Genomic DNA, 22,277 nt, shown 5'->3' with positions numbered 1-22,277 from the left:
CCTATAAGGTTTTGAAAACCTTATAGGTTTGTAATCAAGTTTAGTTAGTTACTTATTTATCCGTATTTTGCCCACTCTTCCAACCCCACTAGTCTTATGAAATCTAAAAACCTTGTCAGCTTGTTTGTTGCCACAATTTTCTTTGTTTTAGCGATTACCGGTCTGCTCATTTACTTCGGGCAGGGTTCGCACATTGTCGATCATACGCATGCCTGGTTTGGTATTATATTCTTCATAGCCGCTGTTTTTCATATTGTTAACAACTGGTCGTCGTTGGTGGGGTACACCAAAAATCGCCGAACGGGAGCCATTCAAAAGGAATTGGTCCTGCCTGCTCTTATTGTCGTAATCTTTGCGGCAGGTATTGGATTCGACGTCCCCGTTTTCGACAAATTAGCGAACGCAGGCAAGAATCTGTTCCGTGGTGACCGCCCTCAAGGTGATTCGATGGCACAACCCAAAGTCGATTCAATTGCCAATGCCGTTGAAACAGCCTATGCCACGGCTTACACCAAAGGCGATACAGGCACGTTAGCCGCAATCATGCCCGTAAAAACGGCGCTCCTCACCGAAGCCGGGACTATTTTAAGTGGCTCCGATGTACAGAAAAACATACTGAAGCGAACGAGTCCTGAAGTTGTAAAGAATAAAGTTGACCGCGCTGAGGCTCTGGATGATCACCTGATTCTGGTGTACGGCACCTCTACCAACTCCACGACTACAGCACCGTCGGTTTACACGCACTTGCTCAAAGAGCAGAATAAAAAATGGCAGATTATTGCCGCCCAGCGAGCCTTTCCAGCCGTGCAGTAGCTCCATTGAAAATGTGACGATTACAATTCCCAAAAGATACGTCCAAACGTGCTTCGTTTGTTTTTTTACTAGCTAAGCTGATGCGTTGCAACGGAATCAGGTTATCTTACGTATTGATAATCAGATAGCAATCAAGCTAATTAGCTTAATACCATTATATCCTCTTTTGGTACTAAATCCTGATTATGCCGACTTGTTGCGGCAAAAAATAAGTTAATTTTTGCTCATATAGTAAACTCTATTGACTACTTTTTGATTACATCAAGTAGACTGCCATTTATATCACCATCTGAATGATTCAATTGCTACGAACCTTTATTGTCATTGGCTTTTTGTTCCTCGGGTGCACTTTACAGGCTGCTGCTCAACAAAAAGTCTATACAATTAATGGTCGGGTGATCGATAAAGCAACGGGAGAAGGAATACCATTTGCCAGCATTGCGCTAAAAGGGAAAACATCCGGTACAACATCAGACGTTGATGGGCGCTATTCGCTCAAAATCAGTGCACTCTCCGATTCATTACTGGTGCTTAGTCTGGGTTACCGTACCGGGGTCTACCCTATTCTGGCGCAGTCGACCCAAACCATCGATGCTCAGTTGGTAGCTGCTGCCACCAAACTTCAGGAAGTCAAAGTATACGCTAAAGGGGGTGATCCAGCTTATCGAGTCATGCGAGAGGCCATTCGCCGACGCGATCAGTACAACCCAGCCCGACTTGTTGCCTATCAGTACGATAGCTACACGAAGATTGAAGCCTATATTAATAACTTCGATCAGAAACGTAAAAACAATAAACGACCCGGTCCCATCGGGCGATTGTTAGGCAAGTTGCCTGCCATTATCGACGAGAATGGTAACGCGGCTGTACCCGTGTTTATCTCTGAAACATTCTCCAATTTTTACGCACGAACGAGCCCGGAAAAAACAAAAGAGGCCGTTCTCAAATCGCACGTGACGGGGGTCGGCGTTACCGATGGTGGATTGATTGCCCAGCTAACCGGAGCGTCATTTCAGCAATATAATTTCTACCGGAATTCACTCTACATTCTTCAGAAAGATATTCCGTCTCCCATTGGCAGTCAATGGGAAACCGTTTATACCTTCCGATTAAAAGATACCGTTTCGCTCAATAACGCGATCTGCTATTCTATTGAATTTACGCCCAAACGCCCCACCGATTTAGCATTCACAGGCACAATGCTGATCGATACGCTTCATATGGCTCTGGCGCAGATAGATGCCCAGGTCGACAAGCGGGCCAATATCAATTTTGTCGATGAACTGCATATTCAACAAGACTGGGAAACAACGGCTTCGGGGCTCCGTTTCCCGACCCAGACGCAGGTCACCATTGATACCGATGAACCTGCTCCACGAGCACCCGGGGCACTGATTCGTTTTTTCACGTTTGCCAACAACATTATTGAAAATAAGCCCAAGGAACTTCCATTTTATGATCCTGCTATCGAGCTAGCCGACGATTACAAAGAAAGTGATACCGCTTTCTGGCAGAGCGTACGTCCAAGTTCTCTCTCGCCCGACGAGTTGAGAGCCATGCATGTTGTTGATTCGGTAAGGAATGTCCCTTTAGTGAAGGTAGCTGGCGAGATCATTAAACTGGGTGTAATTGGCTACAAACCACTGGGCAAATGGAATGTTGACTTAGGTCCAATTTTGAATTCCTATGCCAGCAACAATGTAGAAGGGCACCGTTTTCGGCTGGGTTTACGTACCAATACGGGTTTCAGCAAGAAGTGGCTCCTTAGTGGGTATGTTGCCTATGGAACGCAGGATGAACAGGTAAAATACAGCGCCAACATCGAGTACATTGTGAGCCGCAAACCCTGGACAGTCATCGGCGTAAAGCGTAGCTATGATCTGGAGCGTATTGGTGTATCAACCGATAACATTGGCAATAATTCGCTATTTGCGGCTTATTCACGTTTTGGCAATATTCGGCGACCTTATTTTCAGGAAGAAAATCTGGTATATTTCCGGCGCGAAATGGGCCGTGGCTTCACGCAAACGCTGGCTGTACGAAATCGAAGTTTTGAGCCGCTGTTCCCATTTGCCTTTCAGCCGCAGGCCCACGACGATAATCAGACCGTCCGGAGCACTTACCAAACCACGGAATTGATTTCGGAAACCCGGTTTGCCCCGGATGAGCTAATTCTTCAGAACGACAATGTTCGGCTGAGCACAGGTGCTATTCGCAAGCCCATTTTCACATTACGCTATACCCTTGGCCTGCGCAATGTACTCGATGGCGATTTCACCTATCACCGTATTGCGCTAGGCATGAAACATTCATTCCGGATGGGTGTTTTGGGCCGAACTTATTATACGCTCGGGGCAGGAATTATTCCGTCTACCGTTCCGTATCCGTTGCTCTTTACACCCCTCGGCAACGAGTCGTCGTTTTATGTCGGGAACGCGTACAATCTCATGAACTACTTCGAGTTCGTTTGTGACCGTTGGGCGACCGTACAGTTCGAACATAACTTCAATGGTCTTTTATTCAATCGATTACCTTTATTACGACGACTAAAATGGCGTGAACTGGTTACGGCAAAAGTATTAGCAGGCAGTGTATCGGCCAATAATTTAGCGATGATTCCGACCACAAATGCTGCCGGACAAGCTGTAGAAGGGTTCAGTTCGCTCACCCAAACGCCTTATGTCGAAGTAGGGTATGGCATCGATAACATCTTCAAAGTGTTGCGCATCGACGCTATTCACCGGCTCACGTACCGTGATAACGTCAGTCGGACTGGCGTTCCTGTTACTCCTTTTGCCATCAAATTATCAGGCTGGCTGGCATTTTAAGAATACACTCATTAATTCAAGTTGCGAGATAGTCGCATAGCGACGAGATGTTTGTAGCAGAGTAGCTCTCTCAATGACCCGCGTGCCGTCAGGTACGCAATGATTGCGTACCTGACGGCACGCGGGTCATTGAGAGAGCTACTCTGCTACAAACATGCTGTCGCTACGCGACATACATAAAATTGCACAACTTGAATTACTCGTTAACAACAAACGTAGTTTCGGCATGAACTGGCGTGCCGTTGTTGGTAATGCCTTCCACAACAATACGATACCTACCCGACTGGTCGGATGTAAAGAAAGATAGCGTTGTAGGTGGCTGGGTAGCTTTTACATTAACCCTTGGATTCCAATATAGAGTTGATCGGTAATCTTTTGCGTCGGAAGTGGTTGATTGATAGGTATAATCAGGGGAACGGAATGTAGATTCCCGGTCGAAGCCCCGCACTTTCCCAAACGGCAACCCTTTCGATTTGGCATCATCGGATGGTCGTTTGGTATACACATTAATCAAACCATTTGAGCCAGAAGCTCCCTGATTGGAGGTAATCATACCATTGATTTCAATATGATCAATCAGAGTAGGACTTAACTGCATAAGTCGGCTACCCGCCGTTTCGCCTACAACCAGTACGTTGTTGATGTACAAATTCGGTTCGTGCGCAGATAGGTTGTTTTTGCTGGCAATATTCGGTTTTTGCGAGGACAGATCTCGACTGTTTGGTGTGCTGGCTCTGGCCCAGATCAGATACCAATCGGTCTGATCATAGACCAGTCTGAATGAAGGAAGTTTAGAGGCTATGGCATCGGCTATAGTCGCAAAACCTTCAATGCTCTCTCCTTTTATCGTAACATCGGCCTGCCCATACGAATTTTCTGACTGGATAATTTTCTTCGCCGACACCTTCACTTCAGCTAGCCTCTTTCCCTGGAGCGTATCGGCGGCAGCAATCATATGCAGCGCAGTTGAGGATACGATGTGGAGTGGCAGGTCTGGTAGTTTTTCGGGTAGCCTGGGTGGTTCTTTAGTCACTACCTGTATGCTCCCCTCCGGCGACTGCATGAAGAATTTAGTACTGTCGTAAAATGCTAGGTTGGCCAACGAAAACGTACCATCGTTGTGGGTTGTGGCTTGATAAATATGACTTAAATCCTCCGGCAATAGCGTCAGTGTCGACTTCTTCACTTTCCCTTTTTTGTCGGAGTAAATTCCGTCCAGCGTAATCCCTTTCTCAATGGGATAGTCATACACAAGCGGCATATCTCTGGGTGGTTCCAGAAAGTCGAATCCTGTTTTAATGCTGCCCGATTCCGCATTTGATAGGACATCGGCCTCATCAAGAACCGCCACCGAAAAACTCCCCGCCATTACACTAGCACTTTCGGTCGTGTCCAGACGAAGCGTCATTTTCACTTGATTTCTTGTTGGGTAAACGGGCTTATCAACTACAATTTTCAGCAGGCTGTCCGAAACTGGCCTGGTCGTTTTTTCGTCAACGCGCTGATTTAGGGCCAGCACCGCAATGGGTTTATAGAAAAAATGATCAATTCCATAGTTCTTCATCCATTGCGTATAAGCTCTGAGCACATACTTCCCGGGGGGCACAGTTACCGGAAACCTGAACGAACTGGCTGCTCTACCACTATCAAGCGGCAATACTCGGGATTGGCTAACCATCCGATTCGCATCGATCAGGTCGACATACAAAACGCGGCTAAGGGTATCTATGAGTTCTGGAAGCCGATAGGTCATATAGGCACTAAACCAGAGTTTATCGCCCGGATAATAATAAGGCTTATCGGTGTGCAGATACACTTTTTCCTGAAGCCGCCGGGCAGAATGATTGATTGGTTTCTGAGCTATAACAAAATCGCCCGGCTTGTAATCGAGTGGCAACATACCGGATAGCCGGGCATCGGTCATATTACCGGAAATTGCGACGTCGGTCGGATTAAGTATTGTACCTTCTTTATTGATCAGCACATAGCCACCCCGAACTTCCAGCCAGCTTACGGCATCACTTACATCGGCATAAAAACTAGGGTAAATAAACTCCTTTCTATAATGAACCTCGACTCGCTCTTTTAGCGCAATTCGATATTCATTCATAGCGGGCCCTGAAGTAACCAGCGAGGTTGTATCGACGGGTGCGAGATTGTGTTCAATCTCGAACGTGAAGGATTTGGTACGGGGTTTCGCTTTCCCTTTGTCTCTGTAAAGTCCAAATCCGAACAAACTAAGCTTTCGATCAAGGATTGATTTCATCAGGTGTTTTGCCGAACCTCCGTAAGCCTGTTCCCGTTCCTTCGTCCAATGGCGCGCTTCGGTTGCACTCGTCGTTTCCAGTTCGATAAATCGAGTTGTTCCGACAATAGAATATTCGGTGGTGGAGTACGTAGCGCTCTTTAGCTGGAAGAAAAGTTTGTACCCAAGCTTCCGATTGTCAATTTCTAGCGGAATCGAAGCTTTGGCTATTGTACTCCCTTTCTCGTCAACAAAGTCAATGGCCCACGGATTCAGCAATTTACAGTCCGCTGTATTCCCTAAAAAGACTTTCTCAAACCGCTTTAGCTGCTTTTCCCAGGCTTTGTCCCGGCCTGCTTTCACATTCACTTCGGCTACTTGCTGCGCATCGGCCGTTAACTGAATAGCCATTGGACTATTGGCCGTTGCTTTCACAGTCACCTTTACCTGCTGGGAGATATAGCCAATAAATGAGAAGACAATATCGGCCGTCCCCAGTGGTAGGTTATGCAGGACAAATTCGCCCGACGCATTGGTGACCACGCCCATCGTCGTATTGTTCACGTAGACGTTGGTAAATGGCAGTGGTTCCAGCGTTTTCGCATCGACAACGCGCCCAGAAATCGTACCTGTTTGGGCATACGAACCCAGACAAATAGAGACAAGAAGAACAGCAGCCATGAAAAATCTCATGCTGGTCAAGTTAACGAAAAATTAGTCGCTATTTGTAGGAAATGATAAGGTTTTACCCCACCCCCGTCCCCTCCCCTTGAACTAAGAGGAGGGGCTCACACCGGCACCACGGTCGAGTTTTTTATTTCGGACATAACGAAAAAGCTACTTATATGTAAGGTGCCGGGGATAATAGACAGCTGTTCCTGATAGAAATGGTTGTAGGTATCCATATCTCGGCTCACAATCTTGAGCAAATAATCGAAAGTCCCCGATACCCGATTGCACTCCAGCACATCGGGTAATTTTCGAACATCTACTTCGAAGGCTGTAAACGCGTCGCGCGTTTGCCGGTCAAGCGTTACCTGACAATAGACCAGTAGTGAGTTGCCCAGCTTTTTCTTATCAACAATGGTCACATAGCGTTCAATGATGCCTTCACGTTCGAGTCGCTTGATCCGTTCATGAACCGGCGTTTTTGAGAGATTAATTTTCTTGCCAATATCCTGAATGGTCAGGTGGGCATTCTGCTGTAATAAGTCCAGAATTTTTCGATCGGTTTGATCAACAATATCCATAAGCGGAATATTTACGGGATAACTCCTAGATTTAGCCAGTTTATAGAACTATTTCCTACTAACTTAACCTATACAGGCTAAATATCCTAAAAAAATAATAAGTAGTAGAAAACAATTACTCCTGTTTTAACTTTGTCGAATCAAAGTAACAACTTCCAACCACAGTCATCTTTATGGTTATTGGTGTTCCCAAAGAAATCAAAAACAACGAAAACCGCGTTGCGCTGACGCCAGCCGGTGTAACCGAGCTTCGTAAGCATGGCCATGTTGTTTATGTACAGGTTAATGCGGGTGAAGGTAGCGGCTTTGAGGATGAAGAGTACATTGCAGCAGGCGCTACTATGCTCCCTACCATTGAAGATGTGTATGGTATTGCTGAAATGATCATGAAGGTTAAGGAGCCCATTGCTTCTGAGTACAACCTGATTAAAGAGAACCAATTACTATTTACCTATTTCCACTTTGCTTCGTCGGAAGAACTGACGCAGGCAATGCTGGCGAAAGGTGCTGTTTGTTTAGCCTACGAAACGGTTGAACGCCCAGATCGCAGCTTACCACTACTCGTACCGATGTCGGAAGTAGCGGGCCGAATGGCGATTCAGGAAGGCGCTAAATATTTGGAAAAACCACTGAAAGGTCGGGGTATTTTGCTAGGCGGTGTACCGGGTGTTAAACCAGCCAACGTCCTCATTTTGGGTGGTGGTATTGTTGGCACTCAGGCAGCAAAGATGGCAGCCGGTTTAGGCGCTCACGTAACCATCATGGACGTTAGCCTGGCCCGTTTGCGTTACCTGTCAGACATTATGCCGCCGAACGTACAAACGATGATGTCGAACGAGTACAACATTCGGGAGATGATCAAAGTCTGTGACCTGATTGTTGGAGCTGTGTTGATTCCAGGTGCGAAAGCTCCTCACCTCATTACCCGCGAAATGCTGAAGCAAATGCGGGCAGGTACAGTGCTGGTCGATGTGGCTGTTGATCAGGGCGGTTGTATTGAAACGTGTCACCCAACTACCCACGAAAACCCGACGTTTATCATCGATGGTGTTGTTCACTACTGTGTTGCCAATATGCCAGGTGCTGTGCCTTACACAAGCACACTCGCATTGACCAACGCTACGCTCCCTTACGCGCTGCAACTGGCTAATAAAGGTTGGCAACAAGCTTGCCGTGACAACACCGACCTTAAGTTGGGGCTGAATGTTGTGGAAGGCAAAGTAGTTTACAAAGGAGTGGCCGAAGCTTTTGGGTTGCCATTAACCGATGTAAATACCGTATTAACTGAAGAAGAACTAGCTCAATAAGCTACTCAAAATATTACTTATTCATCGACAGACGCAGGTCGCACTTTTCGAAGTGCGGCCTTTTTTTTTGTCATTATGCACGAACAATAGCACGCTGATTTTCAAGATAATTAAGATAAGGTAAGATTTTATGAGTTGTGATTCAATTAGAATCTGCGTAAATCATATAAATCTTGACAATCAGCGTGCTATTAATATGGAAACTCAGCCAAAAGCAACAGTACCGACTTTATACGAGTGGGCAGGTGGTATGGAAAACTTTGAAGCCTGGACAGATCTATTTTACCAGCGTGTTCATCAGGACTCAATTCTGGAACCCGTTTTTCGGGGAATGGCCCCCGAACATGCCAAGCATGTCGCCCATTTCATTGCCGAAGTGTTCCGTGGCCCAGCCCGCTACAGTAGCGAAGAGGGCAGCCATTATACAATGATTCACAAACACTTAGGCAAATACCTAACCGAGAATCAGCGCAAACGCTGGATTGACTTAATTCTGGACACTGCCGATACAGTTGGACTGCCTGATGACCCGGAGTTCCGCTCGGCGTTGGTTGGCTACCTGGAATGGGGTTCTCGATTGGCCGTTATAAATTCCAACGCCGACTCTGTTGGCGAAGCAATTGATGCTCCTATGCCAACCTGGGGTTGGGGCGAAACTGGTGGACCTTACGTCCCTTAATTCCTGATTAGGCTTCCAACATCTGTTGAACTAACACCTTCCATTCGTCCTTTAAAGAGCCGTCAAAAAACGAAGCTCCTGCTCGACGGTACCAATAGTTGGCGTTGTAGCGATCGCCTTCTTTACGATGTAGGTATGCATGCAACCGATCGTAGACCTGAGTTCCCTCCCGGCTTTGAGCGATGTTATGAGCAGCCTCCCAATCGTCCTTCGCGTCGTACCATAAACCTTGCAGAATCGGGTGGAGGTCGGTGGGAGGCTGCTGTTGAGATAAGGAGAGAGTAAACTGCTCAAGTGTCATTTCGTTTCGAGTTTATACGTTATGTAGTGGCTAGCGTGCAAACCAGCTACTATTCATTACAAAGCAATGCCGATTAAGGAGGCCGTTGAAGCCTTCGACAAAGCCTTTTTTTCCAGCCTTGGCGATCAGACGGCCGATTTTAACAAAAAACTGCTGGCTTTACTCCAAAAGGGAAGCTAACTGAATTCGTAATCATCACTTACAACCAATCGTCGCGGAGGATACCGTTTAGCTTTTCGTACGGTACAGTTACCTGAATTGGTCCTACCGCGTAAGCCGCAATTTCATAGGGATTATAGTAGAAAACCATTCCCTCTCGACTGGTGCCTACGTTGGCGGGCAGAAAGAATCGTCCATCGCGCAGGAAGTAGCCCTGCTCTTCGAGATTTACTTTGGGCAACAAGTTTTGTTGCTGTCGAAACGCCTGTTCGAGCACGCCGAGCAAAGCCGTTGTGTCAGCAATCATGTCGTTCAGGGTTAATATTCGGCCTGTTTCGCGGTCAAATGTATAGAAAGCCAGGTTCGAATTAGGATGGGCGCCCCCTGTATAAGCGTAGGTCTCAATCTTCACCGTCAGCGCCTTTGAGCCCGCATGCACCGTGTCGGCTTTGGTTTCCAGCTCCCAGCAACCGCCAAAATTGCCCATTTCTTTTCGAACGGCTTCGTAATCGGAAGCGAAGAGTGAAGCCGCCTTAGCCAGATCTGTCCGGGCTTCTGGGTGACTTCCTACAGTGGCGCTATCGAGCCAGCCCACTACACTATTCACAGCCAGTAAACGCAGGCTATCATTAATTTTACGGGCCCCTTCGGAGTCGTCTTTTAACAAAATGTACGAAACGTCGACCCCTACCCCTGTATTACTGGTTGTATCACAACGAGCTGAGCCAGTAAAGGTATAATGTTGACGCTCTAAAACGGGCGACCCTGAATTTGTAGAGTGACAGGCAGAAAAGAGAAAAAGTAAGAATAACGTTGCAGCAAGGTACTTCATGAAGAGCAAGTATGGTAATTAGAAGAAACGGGCAGTTCATTAGCTATCAGACACATTTCTACCCATTTCACCTAACTACCCGCACTACAAACTTAACAAATCTTTAAACCGAATAGCCTGTCGACGGCTAATTTCGATTTTATCGCCCCCACGCAACGTCACCAGCAACCCTCCACTAAACCAGGGTTCAATTTTTTCGATCCATTGCAGGTTAATGATGTGTTTGCGATTAGCCCGGAAAAATGTAGCCGGATTGAGTCGATCTTCAAGCGCATTTAATGACTTAAGGACCAGGGGCTTCTGATCGTCGAAATAGAGTCGAACGTAGTTCCCCATCGATTCGAACAGGCGCACTTTGCCCAATTTCACAAACCAGCACTTTTCGCCATCTTTCACGAACACCTGATCATTCTCACCCAGAATTTTTGACGCGATTCCTCCTGTTGCCCCTGATGCTTCAGGCACATGAAGTTCTTCTTCTACGCGGTGAATGGCCTCCGATAAACGAGCCAGTTCAACAGGTTTAAGCAGGTAATCGAGTGCATTGAATTCGAACGCTTTGATCGCGTATTCGTCGAAGGCAGTCGTAAAAATAACTTCCGGCGTTTTGCCTTCGATGGACTGCAACAACTCGAATCCGTTTTTACCGGGCATCTGAATATCCAGAAACAGGAGTTCTGGCTCCAGTTCGTCAATCATGGGTAGAGCCTCATCCGCATTGGCCGCTTCGCCAATAATCTGAATTTTTGGAAAGTTTTCGAGCAGCCGACGAAGTTCATTTCGGGCTAAGCGTTCATCGTCAATGATCAGGGTTTTCATAGTTTAGTAAGGTAGTGAGACGTAAGGAAAGAGGAGTTAGGAGCGAGAAGTGAGGAGGGCGTGTTTCTTGTAAATACGTTCTCCTGGTTAACAACTCCTCACTCCCCGCTCCTAACTCCTAACGACTGTTTTTCGCGTCGGAACATGCCCTCCGACTGGGCAGGAATGGTAATTTCAGCACAAACAACGGGACCGGTGTCCTGATCATCATCTTCCTGAAAAATATGAAATTGAGCTTCTGAGCCGTACAGTAATTCGAGTCGTTGGGCCGTGTTCGCCAGGCCAAACCCACCCGACGCTTTTTTATCGCCCAGTACCCCCGTGTTACGGATAATGATATGCAACTTATCCGGTCCGTCATCACGAGATACAATACTGGAGCGTACATCCACAAAGCCCCCACGAATAGCCGTCGATACGCCATGCTTGATGGCATTCTCAACAAGGGTCTGCAACATCATAGGCGGCACCTGCCAGAAAAGGGTGCGGCCATCCAGATCGATATACGACGTAAGTCGGTCTTCGTAACGGACTTTTTCGAGGGCCAGATAATCCTCTACAGTTTTGATTTCTTCCCGTAACTCAACCGTTTTCCGTCGGTCGGCCAGCAGCGAATTTCGTAGTAGATTAGATAGTTGTGTAATACCCTGTTGGGCTTTAGTGGGATTTTCGTACACCAACGCCCGAATACTGTTGAGGGCATTAAACACGAAATGAGGATTCAGTTGGGAGCGCAACACTTTGGCCTCTGTTTCGCGAATATTTGTTTTGAGCAGAATTTTCTCAATCTCCGCATTCCGATTTTCCTCAACGTAATGATAAGCCGTGTAAGTTAGCACCCAGGTCAGCATGTTTTTGCCCCAGGTCATTATATAGCCAATTAAAGGCCAGGGTTCATCGATGAGGTGCTGCGGTACAATGAGACGATCCATCGGCAGATTCACCATCGTCATGATCAGCGCCAGCACGAAAACCGACAGCAACACGCGTGGGGCTAACCGAAAAAAGGGTAACCGAACCCAATTCCACCGCCGGATCATCAGTCGGTACAAATGGGTCAGGGTAATTCCCAGAAAAATATTGGCAATTGCTAAATAGAGTGTGTCAGGATCAAAGCCGTCTTGCAGCAAATAGGCCGTGTACTCCACCAGAATGAGGAGTGTCCAGCCAAAAAACTGACAAAACCAATATATTTTCTGCTTTGACATTCCCATTTCGTTACACCATGCCCTTTAGGCAGAAAGCGAATATACAGCCTTTAGCGAGCAGTTTCACAGTCCACAGTTATCAGTGGGTATATACGTGGATTATCGGCCGATGGTTGCTGATAACTGGTAACCTATACAAACAGTCAGTTACTGCATGAGTGCCAGCGATAACAGGTGAGCTGTATCGTTGGTCAATTCAATCGTAAACTGGGCTGTTGCGTAATCGTATGAGAGTTTATAAAGGCACAGGTTACTATGCTCGAAATGATCCATCTGCGAGAGCGGCAGATTCGTAAGCCAGCAAAGCAGGATACGCATAGCCCGCCCATGCATTGCCACCAAAACCAGTTCTTCTTCTGGATGCGAAAGGATCGTATCTATGGCTACTTTCTGGCGTTCAACGACTTGTTCAGGACTTTCTCCGCCATCGGTAGCCCGATCTGTTTGGCCAGACTCCCAGGCTTCGATTAGTGCCCGGTAATACTCATTGTCTAAATTACCGGGAGCCTTACCTTCCATAACACCCCAGCTAATCTCATTCAGACCTGTGAGTTTTTCGTATGGTAAGCCCAACTCGATAAATGGCTCGACGGTCTGGTAGGTGCGAATCAGTCCGGAGATGTAAATTTTGTTAAACGGTACGTGCTGGTAAGCCTGAAAAAACGCCATTGCCTGCGCCCGTCCCATCTCGTTGAGGTCCGAATTAACCCCACTACCCTGTACTATCCCCCGGCGGTTATAGTCGGTTTCGCCGTGGCGAATCAGATAAATTGTTTTTTGTGCCAAACCTTTCCGCTTGCCAATTGGCAATTTTTCCCAAATTTGAACCACAAAATTACATAAAACACGTCAATTTACTCGTTCAGGTTCCATGTTTCAAGCTTAATGTTACTGATTTCAGCGCCTTAGCGTAAAATTGACACATTAAACTTCTATTATGTAACCTAAACGTTTTAATCCTGATCACTATGAAAGCGGGCTTCGATCTAAATGCACTTGATTTTATCCATAACGACTCTATTGGCAAGCATCTTGGCATTGAGTTCATAGAAGCCGGCGAAGGCTATTTGATTGCCCGTATGCCCGTTGACAAACGGACACACCAGCCGTTTGGTATTCTTCACGGAGGAGCCTCGGTGGTGTTGGCCGAAACTCTGGGCAGCGTAGCTTCCTATATGTTATTGGATGACCCAACTACGCAACGTGCCGTTGGGCTTGAAATCAACGCGAATCACCTGCGGTCCGTACGCGAAGGCTGGGTTTACGGTCGCTGCACACCTATTCATACAGGGCGTACTACACACGTTTGGGACATCCGGATTGCCGATGAACAAGGTAAGCTAGTTTGTGTAAGTCGCCTTACGGTGGCAGTGATTAAGGCGTAAATGCCTTTTCTCACCAAAATTATTTCTGATGATCAGTTACAAGGCAGTATCATACACGGCGAGCAGGAAGCAGTTCTATCTGCTTGTGTTTTTGCTGTTTGTTCTGCTGGCTTCACTGGCTGGGATTCCTACCTGGATCGCTTTCCGGAGCTGGCCTTATCCAAATCTGGACTTACTGCTTTTCTTTTATGCACTAATTCCACTGTTATGGGTGGCCCTACTGGTCGATTTTGGTTCCCGAGCCTCCTCGATAGAGTTTCATGAGGATGGTTTCTCCGTAAAAAAAATAGCCCAAAAAACGAACTGGCATTTGTATGCGGACATTCTCACCTATAGCGAGCGTCTTGGTTCGAAACAAAACGAGCCGTCTCCTGAACTACGAGTTTATTTGTCGGACAACTGGTTCCTGATTCGCCCAAGCGACTTTATTAATTACGATTCCTTACGCGACAAATTTACTCAATACGGCCAGCCGGGGCCAGTACGGAAGGTACTTACCCTTACCGAACGGAATCGGTTCCGGTGGGCAATTGGTGCTTTTGCATTGATTATCGGGCTAAATATGCTCTTTGCTTACCTCGCCCATACTCCTGTCGATAAGGCTCCGGCTAAGCTCAAATCTGTAACGGCTATTGTCGACCGTATATCGACAAATAGCACTAAAGGCATCTTTAAAGGATTTACGCTAAAACTACACCCTTGGCCAGACCTTGAGTTTATCGTAAGTCGCAGAGATTTTGACACCGACATCCGTTCGCTTAAACAGCTTATTGCTGTTAACCAGCCAATTACAGTACAGCTTCGGGAAAGTGATTTTCGAAAAAAGTTGACCCAAACTGAGTCCCTTTCGTTCGGCGATAAATATGACAATTACGCACAGATTAGGGTTTTTAGCATCGATCAGGGCAAATTGGTTCAGTTGCAATCGACCAATCCCATTTATGAATCACGACACACCAACTTACTTCTACGCACAATCTTACTAAGTTTCCTGCTGCTGTTTTGTTGGGTTGGCTGGGTCTTTGTCGATAGTTACAAAGTTCTCCGGCCGAATTGATTACATAACCCAGCTAACTTTTTCCGTACCTTCGCGCTCCCAACAAATTGCCTTCAGCAACAATACCAGTATGAATCAGAAAATCCGTCGCGAAGATGCCCTTGATTACCATGCCAAAGGGCGTCCGGGAAAACTCGAAGTTGTTCCAACCAAAGAGTATAGTACCCAACGCGATCTTTCCTTAGCGTATTCGCCGGGTGTAGCGGAACCTTGTCTGGCTATCGAAGCAAACCCCGACGATGCCTTCAAGTACACTGCAAAAGGCAACCTTGTGGCCGTTATCAGTAACGGAACCGCTGTGTTAGGACTTGGTAACATTGGTCCTGCTGCCAGCAAACCCGTAATGGAAGGCAAAGGGTTGCTGTTTAAAATCTACTCTGATATCGATGTATTCGACCTTGAGCTGAATACCAGTAATATCGACGAGTTTGTTCGTACGGTCAAGATTCTGGAACCTACGTTTGGTGGCGTTAATCTGGAAGATATCAAGGCCCCGGAATGTTTCGAAATTGAGGAACGACTCAAGAAGGAAATGAACATTCCGGTTATGCACGACGATCAGCATGGCACGGCGATTGTCAGTGGGGCTGCCCTGCTCAATGCGCTTGAGTTGGTCGAAAAACCAATCCAGACGGCTAAATTCGTCATCCTGGGCGCTGGTGCAGCGGCTATTTCCTGTGCCCGTCAGTACGTCGCTCTGGGTGCTAAGCATGAGAACATGGTGATGTTCGATGTCAATGGGCCGCTTCGTACAGATCGAACCGACCTGAGCGAGCTGATGCTGCCCTTTGCGACCTCCCGTGATATTCACTCACTGGAAGATGCTTTTGCCGATGCCGATGTATTTGTGGGTTTATCGAAGGGAAATATTGTGAGTCAGGACATGATTCGCCTGATGGCCAAGAATGCTATTGTGTTTGCCATGGCGAACCCTAATCCCGAAATTAGTTACGACGATGCGATGGCCGCCCGGCCCGACATCATCATGGCAACTGGTCGCTCCGATTACCCGAATCAGGTCAACAACGTACTTGGTTTTCCCTATATTTTCCGGGGTGCGTTGGACGTTCGTGCTACGGAAATCAATGAAGCAATGAAACTAGCGGCCACGTACGCACTGGCCGACCTAGCCAAGAAGCCGGTGCCCGATCTGGTTAACCTGGCCTACGGCGAATCAAACATGGTTTTTGGGCGAACCTATATCCTGCCCAAACCCGTTGATCCGCGTTTGCTCTCGACAGTAGCTCCCGCCGTAGCTCAGGCAGCCATGACATCGGGAGTAGCCCGATTAACAATTACCGATTGGGACGCCTACGAACAACAACTAGCCCGACGATTAGGTCAGGACAATCAGATTTCAAGGGTTATTCTGACGAAAGCGAAAGCCAATCCGAAACGGGTTGTTTTTGCGGATGCCGAAAACCTGAAAGTACTCAAAGCTGCTCAACAGGTTCGGGATGAAGGGATTGCATTCCCGATTTTGCTGGGAGAACAAGCCAAAATTGAGAAGCTCATCGACGAAAACAGCCTTGACCTGGGCAATATTCCCATCATTGACCCTCGGTCGCCCGAGCAGGCTGCGCTGGTTGAACGATTTGGCGATCTGTTTTTCGAGAAGCGGAAGCGTAAAGGCGTCAACGCTACCGAAGCTCGGAAAATGATGAATGTCCGCAATTACTTCGGAGCCATGATGGTCGAAACCGGTGAGGCCGATGCGCTCATTTCTGGTTTGACCCGCTCCTACCCCGATACGATTCGCCCTGCCTTACAGATCATTGGCAAAGAATCGGGGGTAAAAAAAGTAGCGGGGATGTACATTCTGCTCACGAAACGCGGCCCCCTGTTTTTCTCGGATACAACTGTCAATTTTAACCCAACGGCTGAAGAGATTGTCGAAATAACCGAATTAACCGCCCAAACAGTCGAGCGATTCAACATTAAACCGCGCATAGCTCTGGTCACCTATTCAAACTTTGGCAGTGCGAAAGGCGATGATGCGGAGAAAATGAATCGCGCCGTCGAGCTGCTCCAACAGCGGAATCCAGACATGATTGTGGATGGCGAAATTCAGGCTCACTTAGCGTTTAATACCGAATTACTACAGCAAAATCACCCATTCAGTAAGTTAGTAGGCGAAGGGGCCAACACACTCATTTTCCCAAACCTGTCTGCGGCAAACATAGCCTATAACCTGATGGCAGAAGCCGCCGGTTTCGATGCCATTGGCCCCATTCTGCTGGGTATTCGCAAGCCGGTGTACGTGTTGCAGTTAGGCTCATCGGAACGTGAAATTGTGAATATGGTCGCCATCGCCGTCGTTGAAGCACAAGGGAAATGAATTATAAATTTTGAATGATGAATGATGAATGATGAATGATGCTTACGCTGACTACAACTCGCGCCAATATCATTCATCATTCATCATTCATCATTTATCATTCAACAAAATGTCACGAATCTTAACCGGTATCCAGTCCAGCGGACGTCCGCACTTAGGCAACATTCTGGGGGCTATCAAACCCGCCATTGAGTTATCGAAACAGCCTGATAACGAATCATTTCTGTTCATTGCCGATCTCCATTCGCTCACAACCATCAAAGATGGCCCTCTGCGTCGTGAGTTCACGAAAGCGGTAGCCGCCACCTGGCTGGCATTTGGTCTGGATACGGAGAAAAACACCTTCTGGCGGCAGTCGCGGGTGGCTGAGCATACCGAACTTGCCTGGCATCTGAGTTGCTTCACGCCATTTCCGATGCTCAACAATGCCACCTCGTTCAAAGAGAAATCGGATCGGGCTTCCACGGTCAATGCGGGCTTGTTTGTATATCCGGTTTTACAGGCTGCGGATATTTTACTTTATGATGCAGAGATCATTCCTGTTGGTAAAGATCAGCGCCAGCATATCGAGATGACCCGTGACATTGCCAGCGCGTTCAATCATCAGTACGATGAAGACGTATTTGTCTTGCCAGACGCCCGCATCGACGATCGGCTTATGACCATTCCGGGTATCGATGGGGCCAAAATGAGTAAATCCTATAATAACTACATCGATATTTTCCTGCCGGAGAATGAGTTGTGGAAGGTGATCAAAAAAATCAAATCGGATTCAACGCCCCTCGAAGAGCCCAAGAATCCAGATACGGATATTACGTTCCAATTGTATTCGCTACTGGCATCAGCCGAGCAAACTGCTGAACTGCGTAGCTTATATGAAGGTGGTAACTACGGTTACGGCATGGCGAAGAAAGCATTCTACGAACTCATTCTGGAACAGTTTGCTACGGAGCGCGAACGATATATTTATTACACTATCGAAAACCCCGATGCCCTCGAAGCTGAACTCCGGGCCGGTGAAGAAAAGGCCCGTGTTGTGGCTCAAAAAACCATTGCCCGCGTACGTGAAAAGTTGGGATTCAACTAACCGTTAACAAAAACTACCGTTAACTCATTTGATTTGGAATACGGGTGTGATTTTATTTACTTTCAAGGAGTTAGCTAAATTCCTAGTTAACTTCTGCATCACGCCATCAAATGAACAATCGACCACCGAAACGCCCTCTGAACGCTGTTCAGTTGAAACCCCGTGAACGGCATTTTCTCCAATTGGCCTGTTCCGAATTAACCTACGTCCAAATTGCCGATCAGATGTGTGTCAGCCCCCGCACAGTAGACGGCTATCGAGAAGCGCTATTTGAACGCTTTCAGGTAAAAAGCCGCGTTGGGCTGGTAGTATATGCCATGCGGGGAGGATTAGTTGTACTCTAAGAAACCTAAAAACTTTCCTACATACTGTCCTCATCCATACTAAAGTCCCGATCCAGAAAGCTTCCCAGCTAATTGTATCGGGACTATTCATTTGTTCATCCTCTACCCGAAACATTATCGTTTCACAATCTCGTATCTTAGCCCACTTATTTTTGCACGGCTATGAACCCACCTATCATTCGCGAGATTGCCAAATTAATTGATCACGCGCTTCTGCATCCAACCCTGACCGACGCCGAACTCCGCGAAGGCTGCGAACTGGCCCTAAAATACGACGTAGCCTCTGTCTGCATTAAACCTTACGCCATTCGTATGGCAACCGAGTTATTGGCGGGTTCTGATGTGCTGGTGGGCACGGTTATTGGCTTTCCACATGGTAGCAATAGCACCAGCATTAAGGTTGCCGAAACCGAACAGGCTTGTCAGGATGGCGCGGTTGAAATTGACATGGTCGTTAACATCGGTAAAGTGTTGAGCCAGGATTGGGAGTATGTAGCTGATGAGATTAGCGTCGTTCATAAAACCTGTCAGGTGCACGGGGCTATTTTGAAAGTAATTTTCGAGACTGATTTCCTGACCAATGATGCCCACAAAATCAAGCTCTGCGAAATCTGCACGGAAGTGGGGGCCGAGTTTGTCAAGACATCAACTGGCTTCGGTTTCGTCAAAGGCAGCAACAGGTCCTACGACTACCAGGGAGCTACTTCGCACGACTTACAGATCATGCTGAATCATGTTGGCCCTAGTGTTCACGTTAAAGCATCGGGCGGTATTCGAACCCTGGACGAATTGCTAACGGCTAAAGAATTGGGCGCGACTCGAATTGGTACTTCGTCAACGGCAGCCATTATCGAAGCCGCTTATCGTCGATTTGGCGTCGTACCAGCCGATTCACAGGCAATACCCATTCCGGATGCTAACGGGTACTGAACAGCCTCTATCTTTACGTTTATTTCACGCTTAGTTACTACTTAAATGCTCAACCTCGGCTTTGTATCGGCTATTCTGGCCGATTACGATCTAAATGGTGTTTTGAAATTTGCGTCAGAACACGACTTCAAATGTGTCGAACTTATGTGCTGGCCTTCTGGCAATGCCGATGCTCGTCGGTACGCAGGTGTTACGCACGTCGATGTCGACAATCTGGATGTTGCTCACATTCACTCCTTAACGAAGCTGTACAATATCTCTATTTCGGGCCTAGGGTACTATCCAAACCCGCTCGATCCCAATCCGGTACAAGCTGAGTTTTATCGGGAACACATCAAGAAAATTATCCGGGCCGCTGCCAAGTTGGGCGTTCCGGTAGTCAATACATTCATTGGTCGTAATCCTTCACTGAGCATTACAGACAACCTGAAATTGTATGCTGAGCATTGGCCTGCCATCGTAAAAGAAGCCGAAGAATGTAACGTGAAAATTGGCATCGAAAACTGCCCGATGTGGTTTACGGATGATGAATGGCCAGGGGAAAAAATCTCGCAACCACACCCGCTATCTGGGATCGGATGTTCGAGATCATTCCGTCGCGAGCGCTGGGGTTAAACTACGACCCAAGTCACATGATCTGGCAAATAATGGATGAAGTGAAGCCTATTTACGATTACCGCGACCGCTTGCATCACATTCACCTAAAAGATGTGAAACTGTACCGCGACAAACTGAACCGAGTGGGTATCATGGCGAATCCACTGGAATATCACTCGCCAAAACTTCCTGGCCTGGGCGATGTACGCTGGCGCGATTTTTTTGCGGCCTTAACCGACGTTCGTTACCGAGGCCCGATCTGTATCGAAGTTGAAGATAAAGCCTACGAAGGCAGCGCAGAAGACGTTCAAACGGCCATTTTAACGGCCCGCAATTATTTGAGTCAGTTTTTGGTGCTGTAAGTATGGTAGAGACACTCAACCGACTCGACACCGACCTTTTCCTCTGGCTGAACGGCCGCTATTTGCCCTGGCTCGACCCGATTATGATTTGGGTGACGGAGCGTAATAGCTGGATTCCTTTCTACGCCCTGCTAATTGGGTGGATGATCTATCGGTATCGAAAACAAACGATTGGACTGGTGCTCACCATTATTGCAGCCGTTGCCCTGGGCGATCAACTCTGTTCGTCGGTACTCAAACCACTTACCCATCGGCTCAGGCCCTGCCATGATCTTGCCGTGCAAAAATTGATGCACCCTGTTATGGAGTGTGGTGGATTGTATGGGTTTGCGTCTTCGCATGCGGCAACCACGTTTGCGCTGGCTACCACATTATGGCTTTTGCTGGGCAAACAGCATCCCTGGTTAAAATGGGGCTTTTTGTGGGCCTCTATCGTATCCTACAGTCGAATTTATGTGGCAGCTCATTACCCGCTCGATGTACTGGCGGGTACTGGGGTTGGCGTCTTATCAGCTATGCTTGCGGTGTATGTTTACCATTGGTGGAAGGCTCGCTCAGCGAATGCAGAGAATTATTTTGTCAACTGAAACAAGTAGTTAGGTTGCATATAACCACAATAACAGCTTAGTTTGCGGCAGTTACATACCCACCGCAACTAGCTGTTATTCATGTTCAATCGATTCCAATCGCTCATTCGCGACTACTTCGGATTTTCTCACAAAGAAGCTAGAGGTTTTGTCGTCCTACTTTTCCTAACCCTTCTCTTTCTGCTCGTTCCATTCGTGTATCGGTTCATTGGCGACCAAAAACCAGTTGACACATCCGCTGCCGATCAACGTAAACTTGACAGCCTGGTTGCGCTAATGCAGGCCGAAGAAGCGAAACAACCTCAATTTGGTAATCGCCCAGACAAGGATAAAACCACCGCAGAGCACTTCAGTGAACCCAAACTCTTTCGGTTCGATCCAAATACAGTTAGCGTTGCCGGGTGGCAGCAATTGGGATTACCGAAATGGCTCGCTGAGCGTATCGATAAATATCGAACAAAAGGTGGTCGGTTTCGGAAGAAAGAAGATCTCCTGCACATTTACGACTTCCCACCTGATCTCTATGATCAGCTCGAACCGTACATTGCGTTGAAAGAAGCGTCCTCTTCAGATCGATCAGGAAATGGGCCATCCGAAAATGCCAAACCTTACAATAACGAATCGTATAAATCCGCTGAAAGACAACCTTACAAAGAGCGCCCAGCGTATGCAGAACGACCGGCCAAGCCGATTTTGCAGCCGTTCGATATTAATACTGCCGACACCTCGCAGTTAATTGCGCTTAAAGGAATTGGGGCTACACTAGCCGGGCGCATCGTAAAGTTTAGAGACGCCCTCGGCGGCTTCGTTTCAGAAGATCAGTTTCGAGATATTTATGGACTCGACTCCCTCGCTCTGGACGAATTACAGAAGTTTGGTAAAATCCGGTCGTCAGTTCGTAAGATTCCGGTCAATACGGCCACCATTGAGGAGCTGGACCATCATCCGTTTTTATCCCGCCGACAGGCGCAAATTATTGTCAATTATCGGGAGCAACACGGCGCTTATACATCGGCTGAATCGCTCAAGCCAATTCGGATTCTGGATGCAAAAACCATCGAGAAGATTGCGCCATACCTTGAGTTTTAAAAGTAGTTGTTGGTCAATCGTTGAGCGTAGTATGCACTACGCCCAACAAAAGGTTTTAAA

Annotated in this window: 19 protein-coding genes and 1 pseudogene; 13 read left to right on the top strand and 7 right to left on the bottom strand. The window is 47.3% G+C overall.

Translation table 11 applies throughout. The annotated features are described in order from the left end of the window. Nucleotides 1–96 precede the first annotated feature (96 nt). Together H3H32_RS05680 and H3H32_RS05675 are read left to right on the top strand one after the other, a co-directional pair. Nucleotides 97–813, top strand: a complete 717-nt coding sequence (locus H3H32_RS05680; protein ID WP_182461686.1) for a DUF4405 domain-containing protein — start codon at nt 97–99, stop codon at nt 811–813. Nucleotides 814–1,106: 293 nt separating this feature from the next. After that, complete coding sequence (locus H3H32_RS05675) at nt 1,107–3,641, top strand: DUF5686 family protein (protein WP_182461685.1); 2,535 nt, start codon at nt 1,107–1,109, stop codon at nt 3,639–3,641. A gap of 196 nt (nt 3,642–3,837) precedes the next feature. Here the strand turns inward: H3H32_RS05675 and H3H32_RS05670 are convergent, their stop codons facing one another. Next, nucleotides 3,838–6,579: a carboxypeptidase-like regulatory domain-containing protein gene (locus H3H32_RS05670; RefSeq protein ID WP_182461684.1), complete on the bottom strand. Its 2,742-nt coding sequence runs from the start codon at nt 6,577–6,579 to the stop codon at nt 3,838–3,840. Between the two features lie 95 nt (nt 6,580–6,674). Further along, nucleotides 6,675–7,136 carry an Lrp/AsnC family transcriptional regulator gene (locus tag H3H32_RS05665; RefSeq protein ID WP_182461683.1) on the bottom strand — a complete coding sequence of 154 codons (462 nt, stop codon included), beginning with the start codon at nt 7,134–7,136 and terminating at the stop codon, nt 6,675–6,677. A 173-nt stretch (nt 7,137–7,309) separates the two neighbouring features. Here H3H32_RS05665 and ald point away from each other — a divergent pair, with 173 nt between their 5' ends. Continuing rightward, nucleotides 7,310–8,443: an alanine dehydrogenase gene (ald, locus tag H3H32_RS05660; RefSeq protein WP_182461682.1), complete on the top strand. Its 1,134-nt coding sequence runs from the start codon at nt 7,310–7,312 to the stop codon at nt 8,441–8,443. 196 nt (nt 8,444–8,639) lie between these two features. After that, the gene (locus tag H3H32_RS05655; RefSeq protein WP_182461681.1) at nt 8,640–9,122 is read left to right on the top strand and encodes a group II truncated hemoglobin; all 483 of its coding nucleotides are present in this window, start codon (nt 8,640–8,642) and stop codon (nt 9,120–9,122) included. Between the two features lie 7 nt (nt 9,123–9,129). On the opposite strand, the gene H3H32_RS05650 is transcribed toward H3H32_RS05655, so the two are convergent. The 5 genes from H3H32_RS05650 to H3H32_RS05630 form a co-directional block, all read right to left on the bottom strand. Continuing rightward, entirely contained in the window at nt 9,130–9,423 is a 294-nt protein-coding gene (locus H3H32_RS05650; protein ID WP_182461680.1) for a hypothetical protein, read from the bottom strand. A gap of 199 nt (nt 9,424–9,622) precedes the next feature. Continuing rightward, nucleotides 9,623–10,414: a DUF3298 and DUF4163 domain-containing protein gene (locus H3H32_RS05645; RefSeq protein WP_182461679.1), complete on the bottom strand. Its 792-nt coding sequence runs from the start codon at nt 10,412–10,414 to the stop codon at nt 9,623–9,625. Nucleotides 10,415–10,498: 84 nt separating this feature from the next. Then, the gene (locus tag H3H32_RS05640; protein ID WP_182461678.1) at nt 10,499–11,233 is read right to left on the bottom strand and encodes a LytR/AlgR family response regulator transcription factor; all 735 of its coding nucleotides are present in this window, start codon (nt 11,231–11,233) and stop codon (nt 10,499–10,501) included. Nucleotides 11,234–11,331: 98 nt separating this feature from the next. After that, a complete protein-coding gene (locus tag H3H32_RS05635; protein WP_182461677.1) occupies nt 11,332–12,441 on the bottom strand; it encodes a sensor histidine kinase in 1,110 nt (369 codons plus the stop codon). A gap of 147 nt (nt 12,442–12,588) precedes the next feature. Next, complete coding sequence (locus H3H32_RS05630) at nt 12,589–13,227, bottom strand: histidine phosphatase family protein (RefSeq protein WP_182464244.1); 639 nt, start codon at nt 13,225–13,227, stop codon at nt 12,589–12,591. Nucleotides 13,228–13,409: 182 nt separating this feature from the next. Here H3H32_RS05630 and H3H32_RS05625 point away from each other — a divergent pair, with 182 nt between their 5' ends. The 9 genes and pseudogenes from H3H32_RS05625 to H3H32_RS05585 all read left to right on the top strand — a co-directional run bounded on the left by H3H32_RS05625 (nt 13,410) and on the right by H3H32_RS05585 (nt 22,217). Continuing rightward, nucleotides 13,410–13,826 (top strand): hotdog fold thioesterase, encoded by a 417-nt coding sequence (locus H3H32_RS05625; protein WP_182461676.1) that lies wholly within the window; start codon nt 13,410–13,412, stop codon nt 13,824–13,826. Nucleotides 13,827–13,854: 28 nt separating this feature from the next. Next, nucleotides 13,855–14,883: a hypothetical protein gene (locus tag H3H32_RS05620; RefSeq protein WP_182461675.1), complete on the top strand. Its 1,029-nt coding sequence runs from the start codon at nt 13,855–13,857 to the stop codon at nt 14,881–14,883. A gap of 70 nt (nt 14,884–14,953) precedes the next feature. After that, nucleotides 14,954–17,221: an NADP-dependent malic enzyme gene (locus tag H3H32_RS05615; protein ID WP_182461674.1), complete on the top strand. Its 2,268-nt coding sequence runs from the start codon at nt 14,954–14,956 to the stop codon at nt 17,219–17,221. A gap of 109 nt (nt 17,222–17,330) precedes the next feature. Beyond that, on the top strand, nt 17,331–18,308 hold the full coding sequence (gene trpS, locus H3H32_RS05610; RefSeq protein ID WP_182461673.1) for a tryptophan--tRNA ligase: 978 nt from the start codon (nt 17,331–17,333) through the stop codon (nt 18,306–18,308). A gap of 110 nt (nt 18,309–18,418) precedes the next feature. Continuing rightward, complete coding sequence (locus tag H3H32_RS05605) at nt 18,419–18,652, top strand: response regulator transcription factor (RefSeq protein WP_182461672.1); 234 nt, start codon at nt 18,419–18,421, stop codon at nt 18,650–18,652. 162 nt (nt 18,653–18,814) lie between these two features. Further along, the gene (deoC, locus tag H3H32_RS05600) at nt 18,815–19,582 is read left to right on the top strand and encodes a deoxyribose-phosphate aldolase (protein ID WP_182461671.1); all 768 of its coding nucleotides are present in this window, start codon (nt 18,815–18,817) and stop codon (nt 19,580–19,582) included. 45 nt (nt 19,583–19,627) lie between these two features. Next, nucleotides 19,628–20,541, top strand: a pseudogene (locus H3H32_RS05595) (sugar phosphate isomerase/epimerase family protein). A gap of 2 nt (nt 20,542–20,543) precedes the next feature. Next, nucleotides 20,544–21,128 carry a phosphatase PAP2 family protein gene (locus H3H32_RS05590; RefSeq protein WP_182461670.1) on the top strand — a complete coding sequence of 195 codons (585 nt, stop codon included), beginning with the start codon at nt 20,544–20,546 and terminating at the stop codon, nt 21,126–21,128. Nucleotides 21,129–21,209: 81 nt separating this feature from the next. Beyond that, complete coding sequence (locus tag H3H32_RS05585) at nt 21,210–22,217, top strand: ComEA family DNA-binding protein (RefSeq protein ID WP_182461669.1); 1,008 nt, start codon at nt 21,210–21,212, stop codon at nt 22,215–22,217. Nucleotides 22,218–22,277 lie beyond the last annotated feature (60 nt).

This window comes from Spirosoma foliorum, from assembly GCF_014117325.1.
GTDB classification, from domain to species: domain Bacteria; phylum Bacteroidota; class Bacteroidia; order Cytophagales; family Spirosomataceae; genus Spirosoma; species Spirosoma foliorum.
Note: the sequence above shows the minus strand (reverse complement) of the source record. Positions and strands in the feature narration are given on the sequence as shown.